Raw genomic sequence first — 24,939 nt, 5'->3', positions numbered from 1 at the left:
TTGATTATGACACGCTCAGCGTCCTGCGAACAGCATCGCGCCACCCCGCCAGCTTGGCCGAGCGCGCCGCAGGCTCCATGTCTGGTCTGAAGCGGCGGTCGAGCGCCCATGTCTTGGCGAACTCCCGCGCCTTAGGCCACACGCCCGCCTTCGAGCCGGCGAGCCAGGCGGCACCGAGCGCGGTCGTCTCCAGAATGGTCGGACGGTCGACCGGGGCGTCGAGAATGTCGGCCAGCCGTTGCATGGTCCAGTCGGACGCCACCATGCCGCCGTCGACCCGAAGCACCGTCTTGGCCGCCGTACCTTTCCAATCCTTGCGCATGGCATCGAGCAGGTCGCGGGTCTGGTAGGCCACGGATTCGAGCGCGGCGCGGGCAAACTCCGCCGGCCCCGAATTGCGGGTCAGGCCAAAGATCGCGCCCCGCGCCTCGGCATCCCAGTGGGGCGCGCCGAGCCCGACAAAGGCCGGCACCAGATACACGTCCTGGGTCGGATCGGCCTCGGCCGCCAGCTTGCCGCTCTGTTCGGCCTTGCCGATCACCTTGATGCCGTCGCGCAACCACTGCACGGCGGCGCCGGCGATGAAGATCGATCCTTCCAGCGCATAGGTGGTCTTGCCGTTCAGCCGATAGGCAATCGTGGTCAACAGCCGGTTCTTCGAGCGCACCAGATCGGCACCGGTGTTGAGCAGCGCGAAACAGCCGGTGCCGTAGGTCGATTTCATCATGCCGGGCTCGAAACAGGCCTGGCCGATGGTCGCGGCATGCTGATCGCCGGCAACGCCGAGGATCCTTATCTCGGCGCCAAAGAGATTTTTCTCCGTGATTCCAAAATCATCGGCGCAGTCCTTCACCTCGGGGAGCATCCTTGCCGGGATGTTCAGGATGGCCAGCAACTCGTCGTCCCACGCATTCTTCTCGATGTTGTAGACCAGCGTGCGGGAGGCGTTTGTGGCGTCGGTGGCATGCACCTTGCCGCTGGTCAGGCGCCAGATCAGGAAACTGTCGATGGTGCCGGCCAGCAATTCACCTTTCTCGGCGCGTTTCCTGGCGCCTTTCACCTTGTCCAGGATCCAGGCGATCTTGGTGCCGGAGAAATACGGATCGAGCAGCAGGCCGGTCTTCCTGGTGAAGGTCTTTTCCAATCCCTGCTTCTTCAGCTTCCGGCATAGCGGCGCGGTGCGCCGGTCCTGCCAGACGATGGCGTTGTGGATCGGCTTGCCGGTCGCCCTGTCCCAAATGACGACGGTCTCGCGCTGGTTGGTGATGCCGACCGCGGCGACGTCCGATGCCTCCCGCCCGGCATTCTTCAATGCGCCCTTCACGGTCGCCACGACGCTGGCCCAGATATCTTCCGGGTCATGCTCGACCCAGCCGGAAGCAGGATAGTGCTGGGTGAATTCTTGCTGGCTGCTGCCGACGACTTTCATGTCGCCGTCGAACAGAATCGACCGGCTCGACGTGGTGCCTTGGTCGATTGCCAGGACAAAGCCATTCATTCGCACTTCCTCCGTCACGACACAAAGAAGGGAGACGGCAACGTGCCGCCTCCCTGAATTTTACACGGGCGCGAACGCCCGCATAGGTCAGTCCTACTTCTGCCAGCTCTTGACCAGCTCGTCATAGTTGATGGTCTGGGGCTTCTCCTTCTCGTTCTCGATCTTGAGCTGGGGAGCGAGATTGCCGGCCTTGACCGCGTCGGCATTCCAGTAGGCGAGATCATGTTCCTCGGCGAGCTTCGGCCCGATATCGCCCTGGACGCCGGACCTCTCGATGCGGCCCATGACCTTCTCCTGCTCGGCGCAAAGCGAATCCATCGCTTCCTGCGCACTCTTTGCGCCCGACGAGGCATCGCCGATCGCCTGCCACCACAGCTGTGCCAGCTTCGGATAGTCCGGCACGTTGGTGCCGGTCGGCGACCATTGCACGCGGGCCGGCGAGCGATAGAACTCGATCAGGCCGCCGAGCTTCGGCGCGCGCTCCGTAAAGCTCTTGTCGTGAATGGTGGAGTCGCGGATGAAGGTGAGGCCGACATGGCTCTTCTTCACGTCCACCGTCTTCGAGGTGACGAACTGGGCGTAGAGCCAGGCGGCCTTGGCACGGTCGGTCGGGGTCGACTTCATCAGCGTCCACGAACCGACATCCTGGTAGCCGAGCTTCATGCCGTCCTTCCAGTAGACACCGTGCGGCGACGGAGCCATGCGCCATTTCGGCGTGCCGTCGTCGTTCATGACGGGCAGGCCGGGCTTGACCATGTCGGCGGTGAAGGCCGTGTACCAGAAGATCTGCTGGGCAACATTGCCCTGCGCGGGAACCGGACCGGATTCCGAGAAGGTCATGCCCTGCGCTTCCTGTGGTGCGTAGGCCTTCAGCCAATCGAGATATTTCTGGATCGAGTAGACGGCGGCCGGGCCGTTGGTGTCGCCGCCCCGCGCCGTGCAGGAGCCGACCGGCTGCGATTTCTCGTTGACCTTGATGCCCCATTCGTCGACCGGCAGGCCGTTCGGGATACCCTTGTCGCCATTGCCGGCCATCGACAGCCAGGCATCGGTGAAGCGCCAGCCGAGCGACGGGTCCTTCTTGCCGTAGTCCATGTGCCCATAGACTTTTTTGCCGTCGACGTCTCGGCCGGTGAAGAACTCGGCAATGTCCTCATAGGCCGACCAGTTGACGGGAACGCCGAGATCGTAGCCGTACTTGGCCTTGAAGTCGGCCTTGTTCTTCTCGTCGTTGAACCAGTCGTAGCGGAACCAGTAGAGGTTGGCGAACTGCTGGTCGGGAAGCTGATAGAGCTTCTTGTCCGGAGCGGTGGTGAAGGAGGTGCCGATGAAATCCTTCACATCGAGGTTCGGATTGGTGACATCCTTGCCTTCGCCCGCCATCCAGTCGGTCAGGTTGCGCACCTGCTGGTAACGCCAGTGGGTGCCGATCAGGTCGGAATCGTTGACCCAGCCGTCATAGAGGTTCTGGCCAGTCTGCATCTGGGTCTGGATCTTTTCAACGACGTCGCCTTCCTGGATGACGTCGTGCGTGACCTTGATGCCGGTGATGGCGGTGAAGGCCGGAGCCAGAACCTGCGACTCGTATTGATGCGTCGTCAGCGTTTCCGACACGACCTTGATATCCATGCCGGCGAACGGCTTGGCGGCGTCGACGAACCACTGCATTTCCTTTTCCTGATCGGCGCGCGAAAGCGTCGACAGATCGCCTATCTCCTTGTCAAGAAAGGCTTTTGCCTCGTCCATGCCGGCATAGGCGTTGCCCACGCCGAGCAAGAGGACAAGGGCGGTCGTAGATGTCAATAATTGCCGTCGCATTGTGTTTCCTCCACGTTTGAAAAGACTTCAAGTGCGATCTGGAGAGGCCGCCAACAAGCGGCCGCTCCAACAGTTTCCCCCTCTATACGTAGCGGAAGACGCCGATGGCGTAGACCACGGAGAGAGCGAGAGCCCACCACAGGCTGGGTCCGACAAGACCCAGCCAAGCGAGATGGATGAAGGCGCTGCCAAGCAGCGAAACGAAGAGACGATCGCCGCGCGTCGTCTTGAAACGCAGCACGCCGATGCGCGGATCGCCGCCGGGCGAGGCATATTCCCAGACACCCATGCCGACCAGCAGCAGCGCTATGACGGCGAAGAAGGCGGCCGTCGGCCAGGTCCACGCCATCCAGGAGAAGTCGAGGTTCATGGTCACACCCTCCCCAGGGCGAAGCCCTTGGCGATGTAGTTGCGAACGAACCAGATGACGAGCGCCCCGGGGATCAGCGTCAGCACCCCGGCGGCTGCCAGCAGCCCCCAGTCCATTCCCGACGCCGACACGGTGCGGGTCATGGTAGCGGCGATCGGCTTGGCATCGGTGGTGGTCAGCGTGCGGGCGATGAGCAGTTCCACCCATGAGAACATGAAGCAGAAGAAGCAGGCGACGCCGATGCCGCTGGCGATCAGCGGCATGAATATCTTCACGAAGAAACGCGGAAACGAATAGCCGTCTATGTAGGCCGTTTCGTCGATCTCCTTCGGCACTCCGGACATGAAGCCCTCAAGGATCCACACCGCCAGCGGCACGTTGAACAGGCAGTGCGCCAGCGCCACCGCGATATGCGTATCGATGAGGCCGAATGCCGAATAAAGCTGGAAGAACGGCAGCGCGAATACCGCCGGCGGCGCCATGCGGTTGGTCAACAACCAGAAGAACAGATGCTTGTCGCCGAGGAAGCGGTAGCGTGAGAAAGCGTAAGCCGCCGGAAGCGCCACGGCGACCGAGATCACCATGTTCATCACCACATAGGTGATCGAATTGATGTAGCCCGAATACCACGACGCATCGGTGAAGATGATGGTGTAGTTGCGCAGCGTCGGCGCATGCGGATAGAGCGTCAGCGAATTGACGATCTCCGCATTGGTCTTGAAGCTCATATTGATGAGCCAGTAGATCGGCAGCAGCAGGACGATGATGTAGAGCGTCGGCACGATCCACCACCAGCGCGATTCCTCGCCACGGCGGCGCATGCGCCTGTCCAGCTCGCTCTGCGACAGCGAACTGGCGAGTCTTTCCGAAGCGGCGGTCCCGTTCACCAGGTTGCGCTCGGTACGTTCGTTGGCGCCGGCCATATCAGCGTTCCGCGTCGTAGTTGGTCATCACGGTGTAGAACACCCACGACAACAACAGGATGATCAGGAAGTAGACCAGCGACATCGCCGCCGCCGGACCGAGGTCGAACTGTCCGAGCGCGGTCTTGACGAGGTCGATCGACAGGAAGGTCGTCGAATTGCCCGGACCGCCGCCGGTGACGACGAAGGGCTCGGTGTAGATCATGAAACTGTCCATGAAACGCAGCAGCACCGCGATCAGAAGCACGCGCTTCATCTTCGGCAACTGGATGTAGCGGAACACCGCCCAGCGCGAGGCGCCATCGATCTTGGCCGCCTGGTAGAAGGCGTCGGGGATCGAGACCAGGCCGGCATAGCAGAGCAGCACGACGAGGCTGGTCCAGTGCCAGACGTCCATGATGATGACGGTGACCCAGGCGTCGAACGGATCCTGCACGTAATTGTAGTCGATGCCGAGCGCGTTGACGTAATAGCCGAGCAGGCCGATATCGTTGCGGCCGAACACCTGCCAGATCGTGCCGACGACATTCCACGGGATCAAGAGCGGCAGCGCCATCAGCACCAGGCAGACCGGCACGCCCCAGCCCTTTTTGGGCATGTTGAGGGCAATGAAGATGCCGAGCGGCACTTCGATCGCCAGGATGATGAAGGAGAAGATCAGGTTGCGCACCATGGCTTCCCAGAAGCGATCGGAATGCAGCAACTCCTCGAACCATTCGGTCCCCGCCCAGAAGAAGACGTTATTGCCGAACGTGTCCTGTACCGAGTAGTTGACGACGGTCATCAGCGGGATAACGGCCGAGAACGCCACCAGCACGAGCATCGGCAGCACGAGGAACCAGGCCTTATTGTTCCAGGGCTTTTCCATTTACGCCCCCATCTCGACACGCCAGGAATCGGCATAGATGTTGATGCCGGCTGGATCGAACCGCACTTTTGGATCGGCGGGAACGGTTTCGTCCTCGCCGACGACGGCGGCGATCTCGCGGCCTTCCAGACTGGCGCGCACGACCTTGTGGCGGCCCACATCCTCGACCTTGCTGACGTGGACGGCCATGCCATCGCGGCCGAGCCTGACATATTCGGGACGGATGCCGAGTTCGACGACGCCGCTTCCGGCCTTCGGCGCGCCTGGCAATTGGATGCGCTGGGAACCAAGCGTCGCTGTCTTGCCATCGATCGCTACCGGCATGACGTTCATGCCGGGCGAGCCGATGAAGTAGCCGACGAAGGTGTGGCGCGGCCGCTCGAACAGCTCGGCCGGCGTGCCGATCTGCACGATGCCGCCATCATACATGACGACCACCTGGTCGGCGAAGGTCAGCGCCTCTGTCTGGTCATGCGTGACATAGACCATGGTGTAGCCGAAGCGGCGGTGAAGCTGCTTCAATTGCGAGCGCAGCACCCACTTCATGTGCGGGTCGATGACGGTCAGCGGCTCGTCGAACAGGATCGCATTGACATCCGAGCGCACCAGTCCGCGGCCGAGCGAGATCTTCTGCTTCTGGTCGGCGGTCAGGCCCCTCGCCTTCTTCCTGGCCCAGTCTGCCAGGTCGATCATGTCGAGTGTCTCGCGCACCTTGCGGTCGACATCGGCCTCCGGAACGCCGCGGTTGCGCAGCGGGAAAGCCAGGTTGTCGTAGACGGTCATCGTGTCGTAGATGACCGGGAACTGGAACACCTGCGCGATGTTGCGCTCCTGCGTCGACAGTCTCGTGACATCCCTGCCGTTGAACAGCAATTGGCCGTGCGAGGGGTGGAGCAGGCCGGAAATGATGTTGAGCAGCGAGGTCTTGCCGCAGCCGGATGGGCCTAGCAGCGCATAGGCGCCACCGTCCTCGAAAGTGTGGTGCACCTCCCGCAGCGCGAAATCCGCATCGGTGCGCGGGTTCGGCAGATATGAGTGCCTGACATGGTTGACGTCGATGCGCGCCATCGTTTTCTCCTCAGGCCGCCAGCTTTGCCGCGGCCACGGCGACGCCGTGTTGGTCGAAAACCATGATGTGACGCGGGTCGATGAACACTTCGACCGCTTCGTCGGTCTCGAAATCGCGGATGCCATGGGTCAGCATCACCCAGCGCGCGTCGGCGAAATCAAGATGGATGAAGCTTTCCGAGCCGGTGATCTCGGTGATGGTGACCTTTGCCCGCACCGGCACGGCACTCGCATCCGGCCGCTCGAGCGACAGATGGTGCGGCTGGAAGCCGATCGTGTAATTGCCGTCGGCGATGCCGACAAGTTCCGGCGGCACCGGCAGCTTGACGCCGCCCTCCAGCAGGAAATCGGGCCCGTTCTTGGCCAGCACGATCGTGTTGAGCGGCGGATCGGCGAAGGTCCTGGCCGTCACCAGGTCGACCGGTTTGCGGAACACCTCGATGGTCGGGCCGAACTGGGTGATGCGGCCTTGCGACAGCGTCGCCGTGTTGCCGCCGAGCAGCAGCGCCTCGTGCGGTTCGGTCGTGGCATAGACGAAGATGGTCCCGGCGGCGGCGAAAATCCTCGGCAGTTCGGCGCGCAGTTCCTCGCGCAGCTTGTAGTCGAGATTGGCGAGCGGCTCGTCGAGCAGCACCAGGCTTGCGTTCTTGACGATGGCGCGCGCCAGTGCGGTGCGCTGTTGCTGGCCACCGGACAGGCTGAGCGGCGTGCGGTCGAGATAGGGCGTCAGCTTGAGCAGGGCAGCGGCTTCACGTACCTGGCTGTCGATCCTGGCCTTCTCGACTCCCGCCACCCGCAGTGGCGAAGCGATGTTTTCGTAGACGCTCATCGCGGGGTAGTTGATGAACTGCTGGTAGACCATGGCGATCTTGCGCTTTTGAACAGGCTGTCCGGTGACGTCCTTGCCGTCGAACCAGACCGAGCCGGAAGTCGGCGCGTCGAGGCCGGCCATCAGCCGCATCAGGCTGGTCTTGCCGGACAGCGTCGGCCCGAGCAGCACGTTCAGCGAGCCATGCTGGAGCGTCAGCGACACGTCGCGGATATGCTCCACCGCGCCGACCGTTTTGGTGACGTTCCTCAGTTCCAGCATGATGCCTCCTCCCAGGCCGTGTGCATCAGCAGCCCTTCATTCCGCGGCCGCGACGTGGCGGCGGCTTATGCCGCGCATGAATTCATCCAACGCCGCCGTCTGCTCGCGGCTGAAATGCAGGCCGCGCTTGGTCCGGCGCCACAGCACATCTTGCGATGTGACGGCCCATTCGTTCTCGACGAGGTAGCGCACCTCGACCTCGTAAAGGTCGGCGCCGAAATTGCGGCCGAGGTCGGCATTCGATTTGGCAAGGCCAAGCAACATCTGCGCGCGCGTGCCGTAGAGCCGCGTGAGCCGGCGCGCCAAACGCTGGTCGAGAAAGGGATAGGCGCTCTTCAGCCTCGCCACTTGCGCATCAAAACCGGTCGCCGCGAAATCGCCGCCCGGCAGCGGCGCATTTGCCGTCCACGGCTCTCCGCGCCTGCCGAGAAAGCCTTCGATCTTCTCCAGCATCGATTCCGACAGCCGGCGATAGGTGGTGATCTTGCCGCCGAATGTGTTGACGATCGGGGCTGTGCCCTCGCCGCCATCGGCCTTCAGCACATAGTCGCGTGTCGCCTCCTGCGCCTTGGAAGCGCCATCGTCATAGAGCGGACGCACGGCCGAATAGGTCCAGACGATATCCGAGCGCTTGACGGGTTGGGCGAAATACTCGCTTGCCGCCGCGCAGAGATAGTCGATCTCGGTGTCGCTGATCTTCACATCGTGCGGATCGCCGGGGTAGTCCTGGTCGGTGGTGCCGATCAGCGTGAACTCGTCCTCGTAAGGAATGGCGAAGATGATGCGGCCATCCTTGTTCTGGAAGAAGTAGGCGCGTGGATCGTCGAATTTCTTCGCGATGACGATGTGACTGCCCTGCACGAGGCGGACATTGTGCACATCGTTGAGGCCGACGACGCCGGAAAGCACATGATCGACCCAGGGGCCGGCGGCATTGACCAGCAGCCGCGCCTTGACCTCTTCGGTCTCGCCGGTCCGCAGATTTTCGATCCTGATCGTCCACAGCCCGCCTTCGCGGCGCGCCCCGACCACCTTGGTGCGGGTGCGGATGGTCGCGCCCCGGTCGGCGGCGTCACGCGCGTTCAGCGTCACCAGCCGCGCATCGTTGACCCAGCCGTCGGAATATTCGAAGGCCTTCTTGAACAATGGTTTCAATGGCTTGCCGGCAGGGTCGGTAGCCATGTCCAGGGTCCTGGTCGCCGGCAGCAATTTGCGCCCGCCAATATGATCGTAAAGGAAAAGGCCGAGCCTGATCAGCCAGGCCGGACGCAGGCCCTTGGCATAGGGCAGCACGAAGCGCATCGGCCAGATGATGTGCGGCGCGTTCTTCCACAGCACCTCGCGTTCCATCAGCGCTTCGCGCACCAAGCGGAATTCGTAGAATTCGAGATAGCGCAGGCCGCCATGGATCAGCTTGGTCGAGCCTGAGGAGGTTCCGCTGGCGAGATCGTCCATCTCGGCCAGAAATACCGAAAACCCGCGGCCGGCGGCATCACGGGCAATGCCGCAGCCATTGATGCCACCGCCTATGACGAAAATGTCACGGATCGAAGATGCGTCCACCAATTCCTCCAGCGATTTCGCATTGCACCATTTGGCTCTTTTGCGAAACCGTGGCGGAATTATTTCGAACTCATAACGAATGTCAAACGAAATATCACAAGCTCGTGAAAGCGCTGCGACGTCCTCAATCGAGCGAAGTTTCGATCAGTTGAACCTCGGCCTCCTGGCAGATCTTGCGCACCGAGGGGATATCGCAGCGGTCGGTGATGAAGGTGTTGACCTGCGACAGATGGCCGATGCGAACCGGCGCCGTGCGCTCGAATTTGGTCCGGTCGGAGACCAGGATGACGTGCCTGGCATTGGCGATAATGGCTTGCGCGACCTTGACCTCGCGGAAATCGAAATCGAGCAAGGCGCCGTCATGGTCGATCGCCGAGGCGCCGATGACGGCGTAGTCGACTTTGAACTGCCTGATGAAATCCACCGCCGCCTCGCCGACGACGCCGCCATCCGAGCCGCGAACCACCCCGCCCGCGATCACCACCTCGATCGAAGGATAGATGCGCATCCTGTTGGCAACATTGATGTTATTGGTGATGACCATGAGGCCGCTGTGATCCAGCAGCGCCTTGCTGACCGACTCCGTCGTGGTGCCGATATTGATGAACAACGAGGCGTTGTCCGGAATCAGCCTGGCGGCCGCGCTGCCGATCGCCTCCTTCTCCTCGGCGGCGATCTTGCGCCTGGCTTCGTATTCCATGTTCTCGATGCCGGAAGGAAACAAGGCGCCGCCATGGATGCGCGACAGCAACCGCTGGTCGCAAAGATCGTTGAGGTCCTTGCGGATGGTCTGCGGCGTGACGTTGAAGTGGGTGGCCAGATCGTCGACCAGAACGCGGCCGTGATCCTTGGCCATTTGGACGATTTCGGCATGGCGCGGCGACAGATACATCTGAAGACCTTTTGCTTTCGTTTTTCTTGATCATAGACGAAAACGAAAGCAATGAAAAGGCGTAAGCCGGCTAATGGAAACCGCATGATAGCAAAGGCAAACTTGGTCGCAGTTCCGACTCAGCAGCCTCAGGTTAATCCGCGCGCGATTTCGGTGATGGCGGCAAAAGCCGAATCGACATCCGCCGCGGTCGCCTCGAACTGGCCGACCTGGAAGCGGATGGCGACGCGCCCGTTCACCCTGGTCTGTGTCAGGTAGATGCGTCCGTCATCATTGATCGCATTGACAAGCCGGAGATTGTGCTCGTCGGCATCGGCTCCCTCCGCCTTGTGCCGGAACGAAAACAGCGACAGCATCGGCTCGGTGACGATCTCGAAATCCGGCTCGTCGGCCAGGCGCGCTGCCAGGCCTTCGCTCCAGGCGACATGGTTGCGGATCATCGTGCGCAGGCCTTCCAGTCCATAGGCACGCAGCAGGAACCACAGTTTCAGCGCGCGGAAGCGGCGGCCGAGCGGCACCGACCATTCGGAATAGTTGATGATGCCGTCATGACCGTGCGTCTTCAGATAATCCGGCTTGATGGCAAGCGTCCTGACATGGCTTTCGGGGTCGCGCAGGAACTGGATCGAGCAGTCGAACTGCGCGCCCAGCCATTTATGCGGGTTGAAGACGATAGAATCCGCCTGCTCCACACCGGCCCAGAAATGCCGGTATTCCGGGCAGATCATCGCCGATCCCGCCCAGGCGGCATCCACGTGAAGATAGACCCCGTGGCGTTTGGCGATCGCGGCGACGCTGGCGATATCGTCAGTGCCACCGGTGCTGGTGCCACCGACGCAGGCGATGATACCCGCGGGCAGCAAGCCTGCCTTCTTGTCGGCGACGATCGCCGCCTCGAGGGCCGCTATGTCCATGGCGCGAAAGCGGCCGGCGACCGGAATGCGCACGAGATTGTCCTCACCGATGCCGGCCACCCAGATCGCCCGGTCGATCGAAGTATGCACCTGATCCGACGAATAGATGCGCAACCGCGCCTGCCCCGTCAGGCCCCTTTTGTTGCCTTGCCAGTCGAGCGCGCGTTCGCGCATCGTCAGCACCGCCACCAGCGTCGCGGAGGAGGCAGAATCCTGGATGACCCCGGAAAAGCCTTCCGGCAGGCCGAGCGCCTGGCGCATCCAATCGACAGTCCGCGTTTCGAGCTCCGTCGCCGCCGGCGAGGTCTGCCACAGCATGCACTGCGCGGCCATCGCAGAGACCAGATACTCAGCCACCACAGAAACTGGTGCCGCGTTGGCCGGAAAATAGGCGAAGAAGCGGGGATGCTGCCAATGCGTCATGCCCGGCAGGATCTTCTCCTCGAAATCGGCGAAGATCCTGTCCATCGGCTCCGCGTCTTCGGGCGGCGAGGCTTCTATGCTCCTGAATATGTCGCCGGGCTCGACCAGCGGCCGCACCGGGCGCTGGCGCAGCGTTTCGCGGTAGTCGGCGGCCCAGTCGGCGGCCCGCCGCGACCATTGCCGGAAATCGTCACTGTTCATCCTGTCCTCCCGACATGATCGCTTCACCGGCGCCCTTCGCCCCGGTTGTCAAAAACCACTATTAAACATTTGCAACCACCGGAGAAATCCGGCGCGTCCTTATCCCGGAAAATCCGGCAGACTGGCAAACGCCGTCTTCAAGGCGCTCGACCATCCCTCGGAGATCGTGCGGTAGTACGGGTCGTCATGACCGATCCGTTTCTTCAACCCGACCTGGAAGGCATCCTTTTCCAGGAAAAGCAGATCCAGCGGCAGCCCGACCGACAGGTTCGACTTCAGCGTGGAATCGAACGATACCAGAAGCAGCTTCACGGTCTCCGCGAGACTCATCGACCGGTCATAAGCGCGAATGATGATCGGCTTGCCGTATTTGGTCTCGCCGATCTGGAAAAAGGGCGTGTCATCGGTCGATTCGATGAAATTGCCCTCGGGATAGATCATGAACAGGCGCGGTGCGCTGCCCTTTATCTGGCCGCCCAGGATGAAGGAGGCGTTGAAGTAGGAATCGGCCTTGTCGCCGGCGGGCGAGGAATGGGCGATGACGTCCTTGACGGTTTCGCCGACCAGCCGCACCGTCTGGTACATGGACGGCGTTTCGAGCACTGCCGCGTGCCGGTCGCCAACCGCCTTGGTGCGCTCGTCGAGCACGCTGATCACGGCTTGCGTCGTCGCCAGATTGCCGGCCGACATCAGCACGATGACGCGCTCACCGGGATCTTCCCAGACATGCATCTTCTTGAAGGTGGAGATCGAGTCCATGCCGGCATTGGTGCGCGTGTCCGACATGAACACGAGCCCGCGATCGATCTTGAGGCCGACGCAATAGGTCATGGTTTACTCTTCCGGCAGCGAACCGTAAAAACCGCGTCGCGTCGGAACGGATCCATGCGGCGCGCTCAGGTCCTTGTTTTCATGCATGTCGTCACCCAAACCAAGGTGGCGTTGGACGACCTGCATCGGGTGACTACTGCTCCACCGTGACGGTGACGGCAAGCCGCTCTTGCGCCTCTCCCAGCAGAATCCCCGAAACCGGCGACGCATCGCGATAGTCGCGCCCCGTCGCCACTCTCACATAGCGCTCATCAGGAGAGATACCGTTGGAGGGGTCGAAGGCAACCCAGCCGAGGCCCTGAACATGCGCTTCGGCCCAGGCATGGCTTGCCGCCTGCTCGATGGCCGCGTCCATCATCAGATAGCCGCTGACATAGCGTGCCGGGAAACCCATGGCGCGGGCGGTGGCGGCAAAGATATGGCTATGATCCTGGCAGACCCCGGTTTTCAGCGCGAGAGCCTCTTCAGCCGGGGTCGTCGCATTGGTGGTGCCCGGCGCATAGGCGACCCGCTCGGAGATGATAGCCATCAGACGGTGCAGTCTTTCGATATCGGTGCCCTTGCCGGCTGCCTCGGCGAGTGCGCGAATGCCATCGCCGATCATGGTCAAAGGCGTCTCCTGTGCGAACAGCCAGAGCGGCGCGAATCCCTGATGCGGCCCACAAACCCCCGATGTATCGCGCGTCACCACCTCGCCTGACGCCTCGACCGTAATGAAATCATGGTCACCCTCGACGCTCAACAATCGGGTGTCATTGCCGTAGTGGTCGGCAAATCGCACTTCCTCGCGCGCGCCTTCTACCTTCAGGGCCCAGGACAGCACGGTCTGCGTGCGCCCGCTCACCGGAAGCAGCCGCAGCCGCTGCAGCAGGTACTGCACCGGTGCGTCGTAACGGTATTCGGTCCGATGGGTGATCTTGAGCCGCATGGCCTCCTCAATAGAACCTGTAATCCTGCGCGATCTCGTCGCCAAGCCTGGTGTTGTCGCGAATGAAGCCGGCAAGGAATTCATGCAGGCCGGCGTCGAAAATATCCTTGATCGAGCCTGCCTGCAGCATGGCCTGGGTCTTTTCCGCCGTCGCATGGCAGGGATGGCGCCCGCCATAGTCGTCGCCGAGGAACTTCAGGTGCTCGGCCAGGAAGCGATAGCAGAAGGTCAGCGATCGCGGCATGCGCACATTGAGGATCAGATAGTCGGCGATATTGGTCGGCTTGTAGTCGGCGTCGTAGACCCAGCGGTAGGAACGGTGCGCCGATACCGAGCGCAGGATCGATTCCCACTGGTAATTGTCGAGCGTCGAGCCGACCCAGGAGATCGACGGCAAGAGCACGTAGTACTTCACGTCGAGGATACGCGCCGTATTGTCGGCGCGCTCGACATAGGTGCCGAGCTGCGAGAAATCGAAGATCTCGTTGCGCAGCATGGTGCCGTAGAACGAGCCGCGGATCAGTGCCGTTTCGCGCTTGATCGCATCGAGCACGTTTGGCAGGTCACGCTCGTCGATCGGCCTTGCCAGCATGCGTTTCAGCGCCATCCAAGCCTCGTTGATGCTTTCCCAGGTCTCGCGCGTCAGCGCGGTGCGCACCATGCGGGCATTGTGGCGTGCCGTCTCGATCGACGACATCGTGCTCGACGGGTTCGACGTGTCGCGCAACAGGAAGTCGGCTACATCGGCCGCCGTATAGTCCTGATACTTCTGCGTGTAGGCGACGTCGGAGCCGGCGCTGAGCAGCACCGAATTCCACTCTTCCGACGCGCTCTGCGTGCGCGTCAGCGCCATGCGCAGGCCCGCATCGACCAGGCGCGCCATGTTTTCCGCACGCTCGATATAGCGGTTCATCCAGTAGAGCCCGTTGGCGGTACGGCCGAGAAGCATGGAGTGGCCCTTCGGGCTAGTGAGCAGGGAATAGTGAGTAGCGAGTAGGGAATGTTCGAATTTCGATTGGATACGGCATCGTTCTGTCCCCTCTGATACCAACTACTGCCTACTGCCTACTGCCTACTGCCTACTGCCTACTGCCTACTGCCTACTGCCTACTGCCTACTGACTACTGACTACTCATCTCAATCATCCAGCACCCAGGTATCCTTCGTGCCGCCGCCTTGCGAGGAATTGACCACCAGAGAGCCCTCCTTAAGCGCGACGCGCGTGAGCCCGCCCGGCACGATCTGGATGCGGTCGGAGACCAGCACATAGGGTCTCAGATCGACATGGCGCGGCGACAGGCCCTTTTCGGTCAGGATCGGACAGGTCGAGAGCGCCAACGTCGGCTGGGCGATGTAATTGGACGGCTTGGCCTGCAGCTTCTTGGCGAAATCCTGGCATTCGTTCTTGGTCGCCGCCGGTCCGACCAGCATGCCATAGCCGCCTGAACCGTGCACTTCCTTGATCACCAGCTCATCGATGTGTTCGAGTACATATTTCAGGCTGTCCGGCTCCGAACAGCGCCAGGTCGGAATATTGCCGAGGATCGCCTTGCGGCCGGTGTAGAATTCGACGATCTCGGGCATGTAGGAATAGATCGCCTTGTCGTCGGCGATACCGGTTCCCGGCGCATTGGCGATCGTAATGTTGCCGGCCCGGTAGACATCCATGATGCCAGGCACGCCGAGCGCGGAGTCCGGCCGGAAAGTCAGCGGATCGAGGAAGGCATCGTCCACCCGGCGATAGAGCACGTCGATCTGCTTGTAGCCTTCGGTCGTGCGCATCGCGACATGACCGTCCACCACGCGCAAATCCTGCCCCTCGACCAGTTGCACCCCCATCTGATCGGCCAGGAAGGCATGTTCGAAATAGGCGGAGTTGTAGCTGCCGGGCGTCAGCACGGCGATGGTCGGCGTGCCCTTGGCGTTCTGCGGCCGCACCGCCGCCAGCGACTGGCGCAAAAGCTGCGGATAGTTCTCCACCGGCCGCACCTTGATTTGTTGGAACAACTCGGGGAAGAGCTGCATCATCGTCTCGCGGTTTTCCAGCATGTAGGAAACGCCCGATGGGGTGCGCGCATTGTCCTCCAGCACGTAGAACTCGTTTTCGCTGATGCGCACGATGTCGACGCCGATGATGTGGGTGTAGACGCCGGCTGGTGGCCTGACCCCGATCATCTCGGGCAGGAAGGCTTCGTTCCTGGCGATCAGGTCGCGGGGAACGCGTCCGGCCCGCAGGATTTCCTGGCGGTGATAGATGTCGTCGAGAAAGGCGTTCAGTGCCTGCACGCGCTGCTCGATGCCTTGCGTGAGGCGGCGCCACTCATTGCCAGAAATGATGCGCGGAACGATGTCGAAGGGGATAAGCCGCTCGGAGGCTTCCTGCTCGCCATAGACGGCGAAGGTGATGCCGGTTTTGCGGAAGACGCGTTCGGCGTCCTGCATTTTCTCGGTAAGCCTGGCCGGGTCCTGCTCTTTCAGCCAGCGATCGTAAGCCGAATACGGTCTTCTAAGTCCGGAGACCTCCGGAAGCATTTCATCGAACGCTGCCAATCGCATACTCCCCTGTGACGCCATTTCACTGGCGCCGCTGGAGAAAATCAAGCGTAATCGGTGATTTGAGGGATGCGGACGATCAGTATGTCGCCCCTGCCTAAAATTGAGGCAGCTGAAATATGAGCTTGGTCAGGCTTTGCCTCATGCCCGGGCAATGGGTTCCGACGCTAGAAGGCGCGAAAAGTGACGACGGTGAACGTGTCCTTGATGCCGGGAAGAATCTGCACCTTCTCGTTGACGAAGTGGCCGACATCCTCCTCGTCGTCGACATAGAACTTGGCGAGCAGATCGTAATTGCCGGCAGTGGAGTAGATTTCCGAGGCGATCTCGGCGTCGGCGAGCGCGCTGGCAACCTCATACGACTTGCCCAGTTCGCATTTGATCTGCACGAAAAACGCCTTCATGGCTCCGCCCTGCTAAACGTCCAATCCAAGCGGCCCTTCTGGCAGACTGGAGGCGGGCTTTCAAGCGCTGGAACGGTACTTAGCCGGTTCGAGCGTTGGCCACGCCTCCCGCAATTCCGCCAAGGCTGCCTGGACTTCGTCGCGCGACAACACTGAATATTCGCCGCCGGTGAAACCCTGAAGCGCCACCAAACGTATGTTAGGATGCCTGCACGGGCAGGATTTTTCGAAAGGCAAGTTCTCGAAAGACAAGGGAAACAGGCTATGCGCCGCACGCTTTTCGCATTCGCATTCCTTCCTCTCCTCCTGCCCTTGTCGGCGTTTGCCGGCGAGGCCGAGATCAAGGCGGCGCAAGCGGCCATTGACGGCCAGCTGAGAGCGTTCCTGGCCGATGACGGCGTCACGGCCTACAGCTTCGCCGCACCGAACGTGAAGCGGATCTTCCCGACCGTCGACACCTTCATGAACATGGTGACCAACGGCTACGCGCCGGTGCGCAACCCACGGAGCTACTCGTTCGGCAAGGTCGAGGAGACGGGTCCGACCTCGATCATCCAGCAGGTGCTGATCGTCGGCCCTGACGGCAAGGACTATGAAGCTGTCTACACGTTGGAGCGACAGCCCGACGGCACGTTCCAAATCACCGGCTGCAGCCTGCGCGCGTCGAATTCGCTGAGCACCTGAACCGTCACAGCGCCGGGATATCGCCCCTCGCCCAGCCCTCGGTAATTTCGGCAGCGCGTGCCTCGAAAGTGCCGGTCTCTATCGCGGCGCGTATGTCCTGCATCAGCTTCTGATAATAGGACAGATTGTTCCAGGTCAGAAGCATCGCACCGAGTGCCTCTTGCGAGCGCACGAGATGGTGCAGATAGGCGCGGGAATAATCGCGTGCCGCCGGGCAGTCGCTTTCCTCATCGAGGGGGCGCGGATCGTCGGCATGGCGGGCGTTGCGCAGATTGACCTTGCCGCGCCTTGTATAGGCAAGCCCATGCCGGCCGGCCCGCGTCGGCATCACGCAGTCGAACATGTCGATGCCGCGCGCCACCGATTTCAAGATGTCGTCCGGCGTTCCGACGCCCATGAGATAGCGTGGTTTGTCATCGGGCAGTTCCGGGCAGGTGATGTCGAGCATGTCGAGCATGACCGCCTGCGGTTCACCGACGGCAAGGCCGCCAACCGCATAGCCTTTCAGATCCATCGCGCTCAGCGCTTGCGCAGAACGCACGCGCAAATCCGCATTGTCGCCGCCTTGCACGATGCCGAACATCGCCTTGCCGAGCTGGTCGCCGAACGCCGTCTTGCAGCGCTCAGCCCAGCGCAGCGACAATTCCATGGCGCGCTCAATCTCCTTGAGCGCGGCCGGTAGCGCCGTGCATTCGTCGAGTTGCATCTGGATGTCTGAATCGAGCAGGCCCTGGATCTCGATCGAACGTTCCGGCGACATTTCGTATGCAGCGCCATCGATATGGGAGCGAAATGTGACGCCCTTCTCGGTCAATTTCCGAAGCTTTGACAGCGACATCACCTGGAAGCCACCGCTGTCGGTCAGGATCGGATGCGGCCAGCGGGCGAATTCGTGCAGGCCGCCAAGCTTCGCCACGCGTTCGGCGCCGGGCCGCAGCATCAGATGGTAGGTATTGCCCAGGATGATATCGGCGCCGACGCCGCGCACCTGATCCATGTACATCGTCTTGACCGTGCCGCCGGTGCCGACCGGCATGAAGGCAGGCGTGCGGATTTCGCCGCGCGGCATGCTGATCAAGCCGCGCCGCGCCTTGCCTTCGGTCGCCAGCACCTTGAAGGTGAACGTCTCAGCCATTGAATTCCTTGTCGTGTGCCGGTGCGCCCGGAGCCTGTTCGTCCAGCGACTGGCGATAGTGGATGCAGCCGCGCATGAATTTTGGCCAGGGCGGCACGGCGATTGCCGGATCGATCTTCTCGGGCAGCAGGTCCCACAAATCGGGATGATGCCAGCAAAGATCGTGCCCCGATGCATCGCGATGCTGGCGAATGCCGGCGCGCAATTTTTTGACTTCGGCGATCAAACTGTCGCGGTCCAGCCTGTCGAGGTCATCGTCCATCGCTCGTCTCCGCTCGATACAGCAGGCTTGCATCTCCGTAGGAGTAGAATCTGTAATCGTGCTCCATGGCATGCGCATAGGCGGCGCGCATCGTATCGAGGCCGCTGAAGGCCGAAACCAGCATGAACAGCGTCGAACGCGGCAGATGGAAATTGGTCATCAGCATGTCGGCGGTGCGAAAACGGTAGCCGGGCGTGATAAAGATGTCGGTCGGGCCGGACCATGCAGCCAGCACGCCATCCTCTCGCGCGGCGCTTTCCAGCAGGCGCAGCGAGGTCGTACCGACGGCAATGACGCGCCCGCCCCTCGCCTTTGCCGCATTCAACGCGTCGGCTGTTGCCTCGCTGACTGAGCCGATCTCCGCATGCATCTTGTGGTCGGCGGTGTCGTCCACCTTCACTGGCAGGAACGTGCCGGCGCCGACATGGAGCGTGACGAAGCGGCGTTCGATCCCCTTTGCGTCGAGTGCGGCAAACAGCTCCGGCGTGAAATGCAGACCGGCCGTCGGCGCCGCTACGGCACCTTCCTCCCGGGCATAGATGGTCTGATAATCGGCCCGATCGCGCTCGTCGTCATCCCGCTTCGAGGCGATGTAGGGCGGCAGTGGGATGTGGCCGACCGCATGCAGCGCCTCATCGAGGAAAGGGCCCGACAGGTCGAAGCCGAGCAGCGCCTCGCCCGCCTCGCCCTTTTCGATCACCGTGGCGTCAAGCTGGCCGAGGAAGCAGGAATTGCCGTCATGGCCGAAATGAATGCGGTCGCCGACGGCAACGCGCTTGCCCGGCCGCATGAAGGCCAGCCAACGGTCCGGCGCCATCCGCATGTGCAATGTGGCTTCGACCTGCGCCGCCGCCTCGCCGCGCCGCCTGATACCTTTGAGTTGCGCCGGGATAACCTTGGTGTCGTTGAAGACCAGCACGTCGCCGGCCTGGAGCAGGGAAGGCAGGTCGCTGACCGCCCGGTTCGAAACCCCCTCGCCCGGCCTGACCACCAGCATCTTTGCGCTGTCGCGCGGCTCTGCCGGGCGAAGCGCGATACGCTCTTCCGGCAGGTCGAAATCGAACAGATCGACACGCATCAGAAGAGCCTGATAAGCAGCGCCCCGGCCAGAAGCAGCACCGCGCCGGCCACGCGGCCGAGCGAGATTTCGCGAACCGCGACGCCGAGGAATCCGACGCGGTCGATCAGCATGCCCGCCAGCAACTGGCCCGCCACCAGGAACGCCATCAGCGCGGCGGCGCCGATGCGTGGCGTCAGGATGGTGGACAGTGTGACGTAGAAGCCGCCCAGCATGCCGCCGGCGATGAACAGCCACGGCGCGGGCGCCTTCCAGTCGAGCGAGATGCCTTGCAGCCTCACCACCGCGACGGCAATGATGCCGAGCACGATGGCGCCCGACAGGAACGAAAACGCGGCAGCCGCGACCGGGAGCCCCAGGCCGCGCGCCAACTGCGAATTGATCGGCGCCTGAATGGCAATGAAGGCGCCGGACAAGATGCCGAGAAGCGACCAGACGACGCCCATCATTGTCCTGCCGCCCTACTTGACGTCGGCCGCGACCTTCAGCGACACGATCTTGTCGGGATCCTGCACCGGCTCGCCGCGCTTGATCTTGTCGACATTGTCCATGCCTTCGATGACCTGGCCCCAGACCGTGTACTGGCGATTGAGGAAGGCTGCATCGTCGAAGCAGATGAAGAACTGCGAATTGGCCGAGTTCGGATTCTGCGAGCGCGCCATCGAGCAGGTGCCGCGGCTGTGGTTGGCATTGGAGAATTCGGCCTTGAGATCCGGCTTGTCGGAACCGCCCATGCCAGCGCGGGAAGGCGCGAAAGAGGGCTTGCTCGAATTGCCGAACTTGACGTCGCCGGTCTGCGCCATGAAGCCCTCGATGACGCGGTGGAAGACCACGCCGTCATAGGCGCCTTCGCGGGCCAGTTCCTTGATGCGGGCGACATGGCCGGGCGCCAGGTCGGGAAGCATTTCGATGACGACCTTGCCCTTGGTCGTTTCCATGATGAGCGCGTTTTCGCGATCCTTGATGTCGGCCATGTCTGATATCCTTTTCAAAAAACAGAACTATTTGTCGGCGGCGATGCGCACCTTGATCATCCGGTCGGGATCGGTGACCGTGCCGTTGTCGGCCTCGTCGCCCTTCTTGATGTGGTCCACGAGTTCCATGCCGCTGACGACATTGCCCACGATGGTGTACTGGCCGTCGAGCGGCGGCGCCGGCGCGAACATGATAAAGAACTGCGAGTTTGCCGAGTTCGGATCCTGCGAGCGTGCCATGCCGACCACGCCGCGCTTGTAGTGCTCGGTCTGCGAGAATTCCGCCGGCAGGTCCGGCAGGTCGGAGCCGCCGGTACCGACAGCCTGGGCGTTGAAGCCCTTGTTCATGTTGCCGAATTTGACGTCGCCTGTCTGCGCCATGAAGCCGTCGATGACGCGGTGGAAGGCGACGTTGTCATAGGCATGCTCGCGCACCAGCTTCTTGATCTGCGCGACATGCTTGGGCGCGAGATCGGGACGCAGTGCAATGGTCACGTCGCCGTCCTTCAACGTTATGATCATGGTGTTTTCCGGGTCGGCGGCATAGGCTGAGACCGATGCGGTCACGAGACCGGCAAGCACGACGAGGAACGAGGCGAGCTTTTTCAGCTGCATGGTCTTCTCCGAGAAACCTATTTTGCGAATTTAGCGGTGAGCGCACCGGCAACGGCGGCCGGCACGAAGGGGCGAATGTCGCCGCCCATCGAGGCAATCTGGCGCACAAGTGTGGCGGTAATGGTTCTGACCGAGGGGCTGGCGGGCAGAAAAACCGTCTGCAGCTCAGGCGCCATTGTTTCATTCATGCCGGCCATCTGCATCTCGTAGTCGAGATCGGTGCCGTCGCGCAGGCCGCGGATCATGATCGAGGCTCCCTGTTTCCTGGCCGCATCGATGACCAGCCCGTCAAAGGCGACCACCTTGATGCGTGTGCCGTCGCGGCCGAATTCGGCCTTGGTCGCGGCCTCGATGAGTTCGACCCGCTCCTCGAAGGAAAACAGCGGCTTCTTGCCGGGATGGATACCGATCGCCGCATAGACGATGTCCGCCACGGCCAGCGACGCCTTCAGCACGTCGAGATGGCCGTTGGTCAACGGGTCGAAGGAGCCGGCATAAAGGGCGATGCGCTCGGTCATGCCGGTGCTTCTAACGGGCGCGCGGACGGAAGGCAAATCTCATTGATGCGATCCCCTTGAACCTTTTTGCAGGGATGAACGACAGATGAATGCGCCGATCACGAACGCTTCACGCAGCGTTCACTACCTTGCCCCTTTAAGAAGATGAAACCAAAGTCCCATGTAAGCGTTGTAGAGCGCAGGAGAACACGCACATGCTGATCTACATGCTCGCCACTGCAATGACCGTCGCCATGCTGATCGCCACTGTATTCGGGCTGCATCAGGAGGCCCAGCGCGTCCGCATCAAGACCAACGCCAAACGCTTCGAAGGGTTCGGCCCCCGCAAGCCTCACCGTCACTATTGAATTAGCCTGAATTTGTTGCGACGCGCCGGCCGATTGGCCGGCGTTGCCATGTCTGTCCAAGCCAGACTTATTGCGCATCATCCGGGCCGGCATCGGCCGCCGGATCGATCTCGGCACCAACCTCGACGATTTCTTCCTCGTCCGATTGCGGCTCGGAAATCCGCTCGACCGAAACCACCTTCTCGCCTTCCGCCGTGTTGAAAATGGTCACGCCCTTGGTGGCGCGGCTGGCGAAGCGGATGCCATTGACCGGCACCCGGATAACGGTACCGCCGTCGGACACCAGCATGATCTGGTCGTCATTGCCGACCGGGAAGGTTGCCACCAGCCTGCCGATCTCGGCCGTCTTCGACACGTCGGTGGCCCGAATGCCCTTGCCGCCGCGTCCGGTCAGACGGAAATCATAGGACGATGAGCGCTTGCCGTAGCCGTATTCCGTCACCGTCAGCACGAACTGCTCATGCGCCTTGAGGAACTCGTAGCGCTCGTCCGACAGCTCCGCCTCCTCGCCGACCTCTTCGTTGGTCAACGCGATCTCTTCCTCCTCGCCTGCCGGGATGCCAGCGGCCAGGCGCCGTTCGGCCACCACGCGCTTCAGATAGGCGGCGCGTTCGGCCGGCGGCGCATCGACATGCTCGATGACAGCCATCGAAATGACGCGATCGGTTTCGGCCATGGCGATGCCGCGCACGCCGACCGAGTTGCGGCTCTGGAAGACGCGCACATCGCCGACGGAAAAGCGGATGCACTGGCCGGAGCTGGCGGTCAGAAGCACGTCGTCATTGTCGGTGCAGGTCTCGACGCCGAGGATCTCGTCGCCCTCCTCCTCCAGCTTCATGGCGATCTTGCCATTGCGGTTGACCTGGACGAAGTCAGAGAGCTTGTTGCGGCGCACCGTGCCGCGCGTGGTGGCGAACATCACGTCGAGCTCGCCCCAGCTCGTCTCATCTTCCGGCAACGGCATGATTGTGGTGATGCGCTCGCCCTGCTCCAGCGGCAGCATGTTGATCAGCGCCTTGCCGCGTGACTGCGGATTGCCGATCGGCAGGCGCCAGACCTTCTCCTTGTAGACGATGCCGCGCGAGGAGAAGAACAGCACCGGCGTGTGCGTATTGGCCACGAACAGGCGGGTGACGAAATCCTCTTCCTTGGTCGACATGCCCGAGCGGCCCTTGCCGCCGCGGCGTTGCGCCCGGTAGAGCGACAGCGGCACGCGCTTGATGTAGCCGGAATGGCTCACCGTCACGACCATGTCCTCGCGCTGGATCAGGTCCTCGTCTTCCATATCCGCGCCGCCTTCGCTCAGCTCGGTGCGGCGCGGTGTGCCGAATTCGTCGCGCACGGCCGCGAGCTCGTCCTTGACGATCTGCTGGACGCGGGCGCGGGACGACAGGATATCGAGATAATCGACGATCTCGGCGCCGATCGTGTTCAACTCGTCGGCGATTTCGTCGCGGCCGAGAGCGGTCAGGCGCTGCAGGCGCAACTCCAGGATCGCGCGCGCCTGTTCCTCGGACAGATTGTAGGTGCCGTCCTCGTTGATACGGTGGCGCGGGTCGTCGATCAGGAGGATCAGAGATTCGACGTCGCCGGACGGCCAGCGCCGCTCCATCAACTGCTCGCGCGCCGTCTGCGGGTCCGGCGCGGTGCGGATCAGCTTTATCACTTCATCGATGTTGGCGACGGCGATTGCGAGGCCGACCAGCACGTGGGCCCGGTCGCGCGCCTTGCGCAGCAGGAACTTCGTGCGCCGGGTGACCACCTCCTCGCGGAAGGACACGAATGCCCTCAGCATGTCGGTCAGCGTCAGCAGTTCGGGCTTGCCGCCATTCAGCGCCACCATGTTTGCGCCGAAAGAGGTTTGCAGCGGCGTGAAGCGATAGAGCTGGTTGAGGATGACGTCGGCCACGGCGTCGCGCTTCAGCTCGACGACGACCCGATAGCCCTGGCGGTCGCTCTCGTCGCGAATGTCGGAAATGCCTTCGATGCGCTTGTCGCGCACCAGTTCGGCCATCTTCTCGATCATCGACGACTTGTTCACCTGGTAGGGAACCTCGGTGATGATGATCGATTCGCGGTCATTGCCGCGCGCCTCGATGTTGACCTTGCCGCGCATGACGATGGAGCCGCGGCCGGTCGAATAGGCGCTGTAGATGCCGGAGCGGCCGAGCACGATGCCGCCGGTCGGGAAATCCGGCCCCGGAATGATTTCCATCAGCGCCGGCAGGTCGATGGCCGGGTTGTCGATGATGGCGATCGCGGCGTTGCAGACTTCGCCCAGATTGTGCGGCGGGATGTTGGTGGCCATGCCGACGGCGATGCCGCCCGAGCCATTGACCAGCAGATTGGGAAAGCGCGCCGGCAGAACCTTCGGCTCGCTGCCGGAAGCATCGTAAGTGTCCTGGAAATCGACCGTATCCTTGTCGATATCCTCCAGCAGCTCATGCGCGACCTTGGTTAGCCGCGACTCGGTGTAGCGCATGGCCGCCGGCGGATCGCCATCGATCGAGCCGAAATTGCCTTGCCCGTCGATGAGCGGCACGCGCAGCGACCAGTCCTGCGCCATGCGCACCAGGGCGTCATAGATCGAGGCGTCGCCATGCGGATGGTATTTACCCATCACGTCGGCGACCGGGCGCGCCGACTTCACATATTTGCGGTTCCAGTGATAACCGCTCTCATGCGCGGCGAAGAGAATGCGGCGATGCACCGGCTTCAGGCCGTCGCGCACGTCGGGCAGCGCGCGGCTGACGATCACGCTCATGGCGTAATCGAGATAAGAGCGCTGCATCTCCTCGATGATCGAAATCGGCTCGATGCCGGTGGGGCCGCCGTCGGCGCCGCGCGGTGTTTTTTGGTCGGTCAAATCGGATCACAATCTAAACAGGAATCACTTGCCGTATATATAGGAAGCCGGGCCGAAACTCCAATGTCGACGGCACTTTTCCAGTGTCGATTTTGGCGGTGATTTCAAAAGGATAC

At 62.1% G+C, this 24,939-nt stretch carries 25 protein-coding genes; 2 read left to right on the top strand and 23 right to left on the bottom strand.

The features are described 5' to 3' along the window. Positions 1–4: 4 nt before the first annotated feature. The 15 genes from glpK to FJ946_RS22250 form a co-directional block, all read right to left on the bottom strand. Positions 5–1,498 carry a glycerol kinase GlpK gene (gene glpK / locus FJ946_RS22320; protein ID WP_140564497.1) on the bottom strand — a complete coding sequence of 498 codons (1,494 nt, stop codon included), beginning with the start codon at positions 1,496–1,498 and terminating at the stop codon, positions 5–7. Positions 1,499–1,591: 93 nt separating this feature from the next. Continuing rightward, complete coding sequence (locus tag FJ946_RS22315) at positions 1,592–3,316, bottom strand: ABC transporter substrate-binding protein (RefSeq protein ID WP_140498786.1); 1,725 nt, start codon at positions 3,314–3,316, stop codon at positions 1,592–1,594. An 82-nt stretch (positions 3,317–3,398) separates the two neighbouring features. Next, a complete protein-coding gene (locus tag FJ946_RS22310) occupies positions 3,399–3,686 on the bottom strand; it encodes a DUF2160 domain-containing protein (protein WP_140498788.1) in 288 nt (95 codons plus the stop codon). A gap of 2 nt (positions 3,687–3,688) precedes the next feature. After that, complete coding sequence (locus tag FJ946_RS22305; RefSeq protein ID WP_140498790.1) at positions 3,689–4,609, bottom strand: carbohydrate ABC transporter permease; 921 nt, start codon at positions 4,607–4,609, stop codon at positions 3,689–3,691. A 1-nt stretch (position 4,610) separates the two neighbouring features. Then, positions 4,611–5,477, bottom strand: a complete 867-nt coding sequence (locus tag FJ946_RS22300; protein ID WP_140498792.1) for a sugar ABC transporter permease — start codon at positions 5,475–5,477, stop codon at positions 4,611–4,613. Then, the gene (locus FJ946_RS22295; RefSeq protein ID WP_140564496.1) at positions 5,478–6,545 is read right to left on the bottom strand and encodes an ABC transporter ATP-binding protein; all 1,068 of its coding nucleotides are present in this window, start codon (positions 6,543–6,545) and stop codon (positions 5,478–5,480) included. Positions 6,546–6,555: 10 nt separating this feature from the next. After that, positions 6,556–7,635 (bottom strand): ABC transporter ATP-binding protein, encoded by a 1,080-nt coding sequence (locus tag FJ946_RS22290; protein WP_140564495.1) that lies wholly within the window; start codon positions 7,633–7,635, stop codon positions 6,556–6,558. A gap of 36 nt (positions 7,636–7,671) precedes the next feature. After that, positions 7,672–9,198, bottom strand: coding sequence for a glycerol-3-phosphate dehydrogenase (glpD, locus tag FJ946_RS22285; RefSeq protein ID WP_140564494.1), 1,527 nt, complete (start codon positions 9,196–9,198; stop codon positions 7,672–7,674). Positions 9,199–9,322: 124 nt separating this feature from the next. Beyond that, on the bottom strand, positions 9,323–10,090 hold the full coding sequence (locus FJ946_RS22280; protein ID WP_140515319.1) for a DeoR/GlpR family DNA-binding transcription regulator: 768 nt from the start codon (positions 10,088–10,090) through the stop codon (positions 9,323–9,325). 128 nt (positions 10,091–10,218) lie between these two features. Continuing rightward, entirely contained in the window at positions 10,219–11,628 is a 1,410-nt protein-coding gene (locus FJ946_RS22275) for an aspartate aminotransferase family protein (protein ID WP_140564493.1), read from the bottom strand. 99 nt (positions 11,629–11,727) lie between these two features. Further along, complete coding sequence (locus FJ946_RS22270; RefSeq protein ID WP_140498804.1) at positions 11,728–12,459, bottom strand: peptidase; 732 nt, start codon at positions 12,457–12,459, stop codon at positions 11,728–11,730. 133 nt (positions 12,460–12,592) lie between these two features. Next, the gene (locus FJ946_RS22265) at positions 12,593–13,387 is read right to left on the bottom strand and encodes a transglutaminase family protein (RefSeq protein WP_140498806.1); all 795 of its coding nucleotides are present in this window, start codon (positions 13,385–13,387) and stop codon (positions 12,593–12,595) included. Positions 13,388–13,394: 7 nt separating this feature from the next. Continuing rightward, positions 13,395–14,336 carry an alpha-E domain-containing protein gene (locus FJ946_RS22260; protein ID WP_140525347.1) on the bottom strand — a complete coding sequence of 314 codons (942 nt, stop codon included), beginning with the start codon at positions 14,334–14,336 and terminating at the stop codon, positions 13,395–13,397. Between the two features lie 188 nt (positions 14,337–14,524). Continuing rightward, positions 14,525–15,937, bottom strand: coding sequence for a circularly permuted type 2 ATP-grasp protein (locus tag FJ946_RS22255; protein ID WP_181165357.1), 1,413 nt, complete (start codon positions 15,935–15,937; stop codon positions 14,525–14,527). A gap of 170 nt (positions 15,938–16,107) precedes the next feature. Then, on the bottom strand, positions 16,108–16,344 hold the full coding sequence (locus tag FJ946_RS22250) for an Lrp/AsnC family transcriptional regulator (RefSeq protein ID WP_010909609.1): 237 nt from the start codon (positions 16,342–16,344) through the stop codon (positions 16,108–16,110). A gap of 264 nt (positions 16,345–16,608) precedes the next feature. Here FJ946_RS22250 and FJ946_RS22245 point away from each other — a divergent pair, with 264 nt between their 5' ends. Beyond that, positions 16,609–17,028: a DUF4864 domain-containing protein gene (locus tag FJ946_RS22245; protein ID WP_140498811.1), complete on the top strand. Its 420-nt coding sequence runs from the start codon at positions 16,609–16,611 to the stop codon at positions 17,026–17,028. Positions 17,029–17,032: 4 nt separating this feature from the next. Here the strand turns inward: FJ946_RS22245 and tgt are convergent, their stop codons facing one another. The 7 genes from tgt to coaD all read right to left on the bottom strand — a co-directional run bounded on the left by tgt (position 17,033) and on the right by coaD (position 21,610). Next, a complete protein-coding gene (gene tgt, locus FJ946_RS22240) occupies positions 17,033–18,163 on the bottom strand; it encodes a tRNA guanosine(34) transglycosylase Tgt (RefSeq protein ID WP_140564492.1) in 1,131 nt (376 codons plus the stop codon). Then, the gene (locus tag FJ946_RS22235; RefSeq protein WP_140525349.1) at positions 18,156–18,425 is read right to left on the bottom strand and encodes a hypothetical protein; all 270 of its coding nucleotides are present in this window, start codon (positions 18,423–18,425) and stop codon (positions 18,156–18,158) included. The genes tgt and FJ946_RS22235 overlap by 8 nt, the downstream gene beginning before the upstream one ends. After that, positions 18,415–19,503: a tRNA preQ1(34) S-adenosylmethionine ribosyltransferase-isomerase QueA gene (gene queA, locus FJ946_RS22230; RefSeq protein ID WP_140564491.1), complete on the bottom strand. Its 1,089-nt coding sequence runs from the start codon at positions 19,501–19,503 to the stop codon at positions 18,415–18,417. The genes FJ946_RS22235 and queA overlap by 11 nt, the downstream gene beginning before the upstream one ends. Next, complete coding sequence (locus tag FJ946_RS22225) at positions 19,503–19,952, bottom strand: DMT family transporter (protein WP_140515312.1); 450 nt, start codon at positions 19,950–19,952, stop codon at positions 19,503–19,505. Before FJ946_RS22225 ends, queA begins: the two co-directional genes overlap by 1 nt. Before the next feature lie 12 nt (positions 19,953–19,964). After that, a complete protein-coding gene (locus FJ946_RS22220; protein WP_140498821.1) occupies positions 19,965–20,477 on the bottom strand; it encodes a peptidylprolyl isomerase in 513 nt (170 codons plus the stop codon). A gap of 27 nt (positions 20,478–20,504) precedes the next feature. After that, positions 20,505–20,999 (bottom strand): peptidylprolyl isomerase, encoded by a 495-nt coding sequence (locus FJ946_RS22215; protein ID WP_224518951.1) that lies wholly within the window; start codon positions 20,997–20,999, stop codon positions 20,505–20,507. 110 nt (positions 21,000–21,109) lie between these two features. Beyond that, positions 21,110–21,610, bottom strand: coding sequence for a pantetheine-phosphate adenylyltransferase (coaD, locus tag FJ946_RS22210; protein ID WP_140498825.1), 501 nt, complete (start codon positions 21,608–21,610; stop codon positions 21,110–21,112). A 194-nt stretch (positions 21,611–21,804) separates the two neighbouring features. On the opposite strand from coaD, the gene FJ946_RS22205 reads away from it, so the two are divergent. Next, a complete protein-coding gene (locus FJ946_RS22205) occupies positions 21,805–21,957 on the top strand; it encodes a hypothetical protein (RefSeq protein WP_140498827.1) in 153 nt (50 codons plus the stop codon). Positions 21,958–22,024: 67 nt separating this feature from the next. Here the strand turns inward: FJ946_RS22205 and gyrA are convergent, their stop codons facing one another. Continuing rightward, on the bottom strand, positions 22,025–24,823 hold the full coding sequence (gene gyrA / locus FJ946_RS22200) for a DNA gyrase subunit A (protein ID WP_140498829.1): 2,799 nt from the start codon (positions 24,821–24,823) through the stop codon (positions 22,025–22,027). Positions 24,824–24,939: the final 116 nt, after the last annotated feature.

It is taken from the genome of Mesorhizobium sp. B2-4-7 (assembly GCF_006442685.1).
Taxonomy (GTDB): domain Bacteria; phylum Pseudomonadota; class Alphaproteobacteria; order Rhizobiales; family Rhizobiaceae; genus Mesorhizobium.
The sequence above is the reverse complement of the archived record's forward strand: the minus strand, read 5'-3'. Positions and strand labels throughout refer to the sequence as shown.

What these genes read in the sequence shown, in the direction of transcription:
- FJ946_RS22275 (WP_140564493.1), bottom strand. Translation starts at nt 11,628, where the DNA reads ATGAACAGTGACGATTTCCGGCAATGGTCGCGGCGGGCCGCCGACTGG.
- FJ946_RS22235 (WP_140525349.1), bottom strand. Translation starts at nt 18,425, where the DNA reads ATGGACGATGACCTCGACAGGCTGGACCGCGACAGTTTGATCGCCGAA.
- FJ946_RS22315 (WP_140498786.1), bottom strand. Translation starts at nt 3,316, where the DNA reads ATGCGACGGCAATTATTGACATCTACGACCGCCCTTGTCCTCTTGCTC.
- FJ946_RS22205 (WP_140498827.1), top strand. Translation starts at nt 21,805, where the DNA reads ATGCTGATCTACATGCTCGCCACTGCAATGACCGTCGCCATGCTGATC.
- FJ946_RS22245 (WP_140498811.1), top strand. Translation starts at nt 16,609, where the DNA reads ATGCGCCGCACGCTTTTCGCATTCGCATTCCTTCCTCTCCTCCTGCCC.
- FJ946_RS22220 (WP_140498821.1), bottom strand. Translation starts at nt 20,477, where the DNA reads ATGGCCGACATCAAGGATCGCGAAAACGCGCTCATCATGGAAACGACC.
- FJ946_RS22310 (WP_140498788.1), bottom strand. Translation starts at nt 3,686, where the DNA reads ATGAACCTCGACTTCTCCTGGATGGCGTGGACCTGGCCGACGGCCGCC.
- FJ946_RS22270 (WP_140498804.1), bottom strand. Translation starts at nt 12,459, where the DNA reads ATGACCTATTGCGTCGGCCTCAAGATCGATCGCGGGCTCGTGTTCATG.
- FJ946_RS22280 (WP_140515319.1), bottom strand. Translation starts at nt 10,090, where the DNA reads ATGTATCTGTCGCCGCGCCATGCCGAAATCGTCCAAATGGCCAAGGAT.
- FJ946_RS22225 (WP_140515312.1), bottom strand. Translation starts at nt 19,952, where the DNA reads ATGATGGGCGTCGTCTGGTCGCTTCTCGGCATCTTGTCCGGCGCCTTC.
- queA (WP_140564491.1), bottom strand. Translation starts at nt 19,503, where the DNA reads ATGCGTGTCGATCTGTTCGATTTCGACCTGCCGGAAGAGCGTATCGCG.
- FJ946_RS22260 (WP_140525347.1), bottom strand. Translation starts at nt 14,336, where the DNA reads ATGCTTCTCGGCCGTACCGCCAACGGGCTCTACTGGATGAACCGCTAT.
- FJ946_RS22305 (WP_140498790.1), bottom strand. Translation starts at nt 4,609, where the DNA reads ATGGCCGGCGCCAACGAACGTACCGAGCGCAACCTGGTGAACGGGACC.
- FJ946_RS22265 (WP_140498806.1), bottom strand. Translation starts at nt 13,387, where the DNA reads ATGCGGCTCAAGATCACCCATCGGACCGAATACCGTTACGACGCACCG.
- FJ946_RS22300 (WP_140498792.1), bottom strand. Translation starts at nt 5,477, where the DNA reads ATGGAAAAGCCCTGGAACAATAAGGCCTGGTTCCTCGTGCTGCCGATG.
- FJ946_RS22295 (WP_140564496.1), bottom strand. Translation starts at nt 6,545, where the DNA reads ATGGCGCGCATCGACGTCAACCATGTCAGGCACTCATATCTGCCGAAC.
- FJ946_RS22215 (WP_224518951.1), bottom strand. Translation starts at nt 20,999, where the DNA reads ATGATCATAACGTTGAAGGACGGCGACGTGACCATTGCACTGCGTCCC.
- glpK (WP_140564497.1), bottom strand. Translation starts at nt 1,498, where the DNA reads ATGAATGGCTTTGTCCTGGCAATCGACCAAGGCACCACGTCGAGCCGG.
- coaD (WP_140498825.1), bottom strand. Translation starts at nt 21,610, where the DNA reads ATGACCGAGCGCATCGCCCTTTATGCCGGCTCCTTCGACCCGTTGACC.
- tgt (WP_140564492.1), bottom strand. Translation starts at nt 18,163, where the DNA reads ATGGCTGAGACGTTCACCTTCAAGGTGCTGGCGACCGAAGGCAAGGCG.
- FJ946_RS22250 (WP_010909609.1), bottom strand. Translation starts at nt 16,344, where the DNA reads ATGAAGGCGTTTTTCGTGCAGATCAAATGCGAACTGGGCAAGTCGTAT.
- FJ946_RS22290 (WP_140564495.1), bottom strand. Translation starts at nt 7,635, where the DNA reads ATGCTGGAACTGAGGAACGTCACCAAAACGGTCGGCGCGGTGGAGCAT.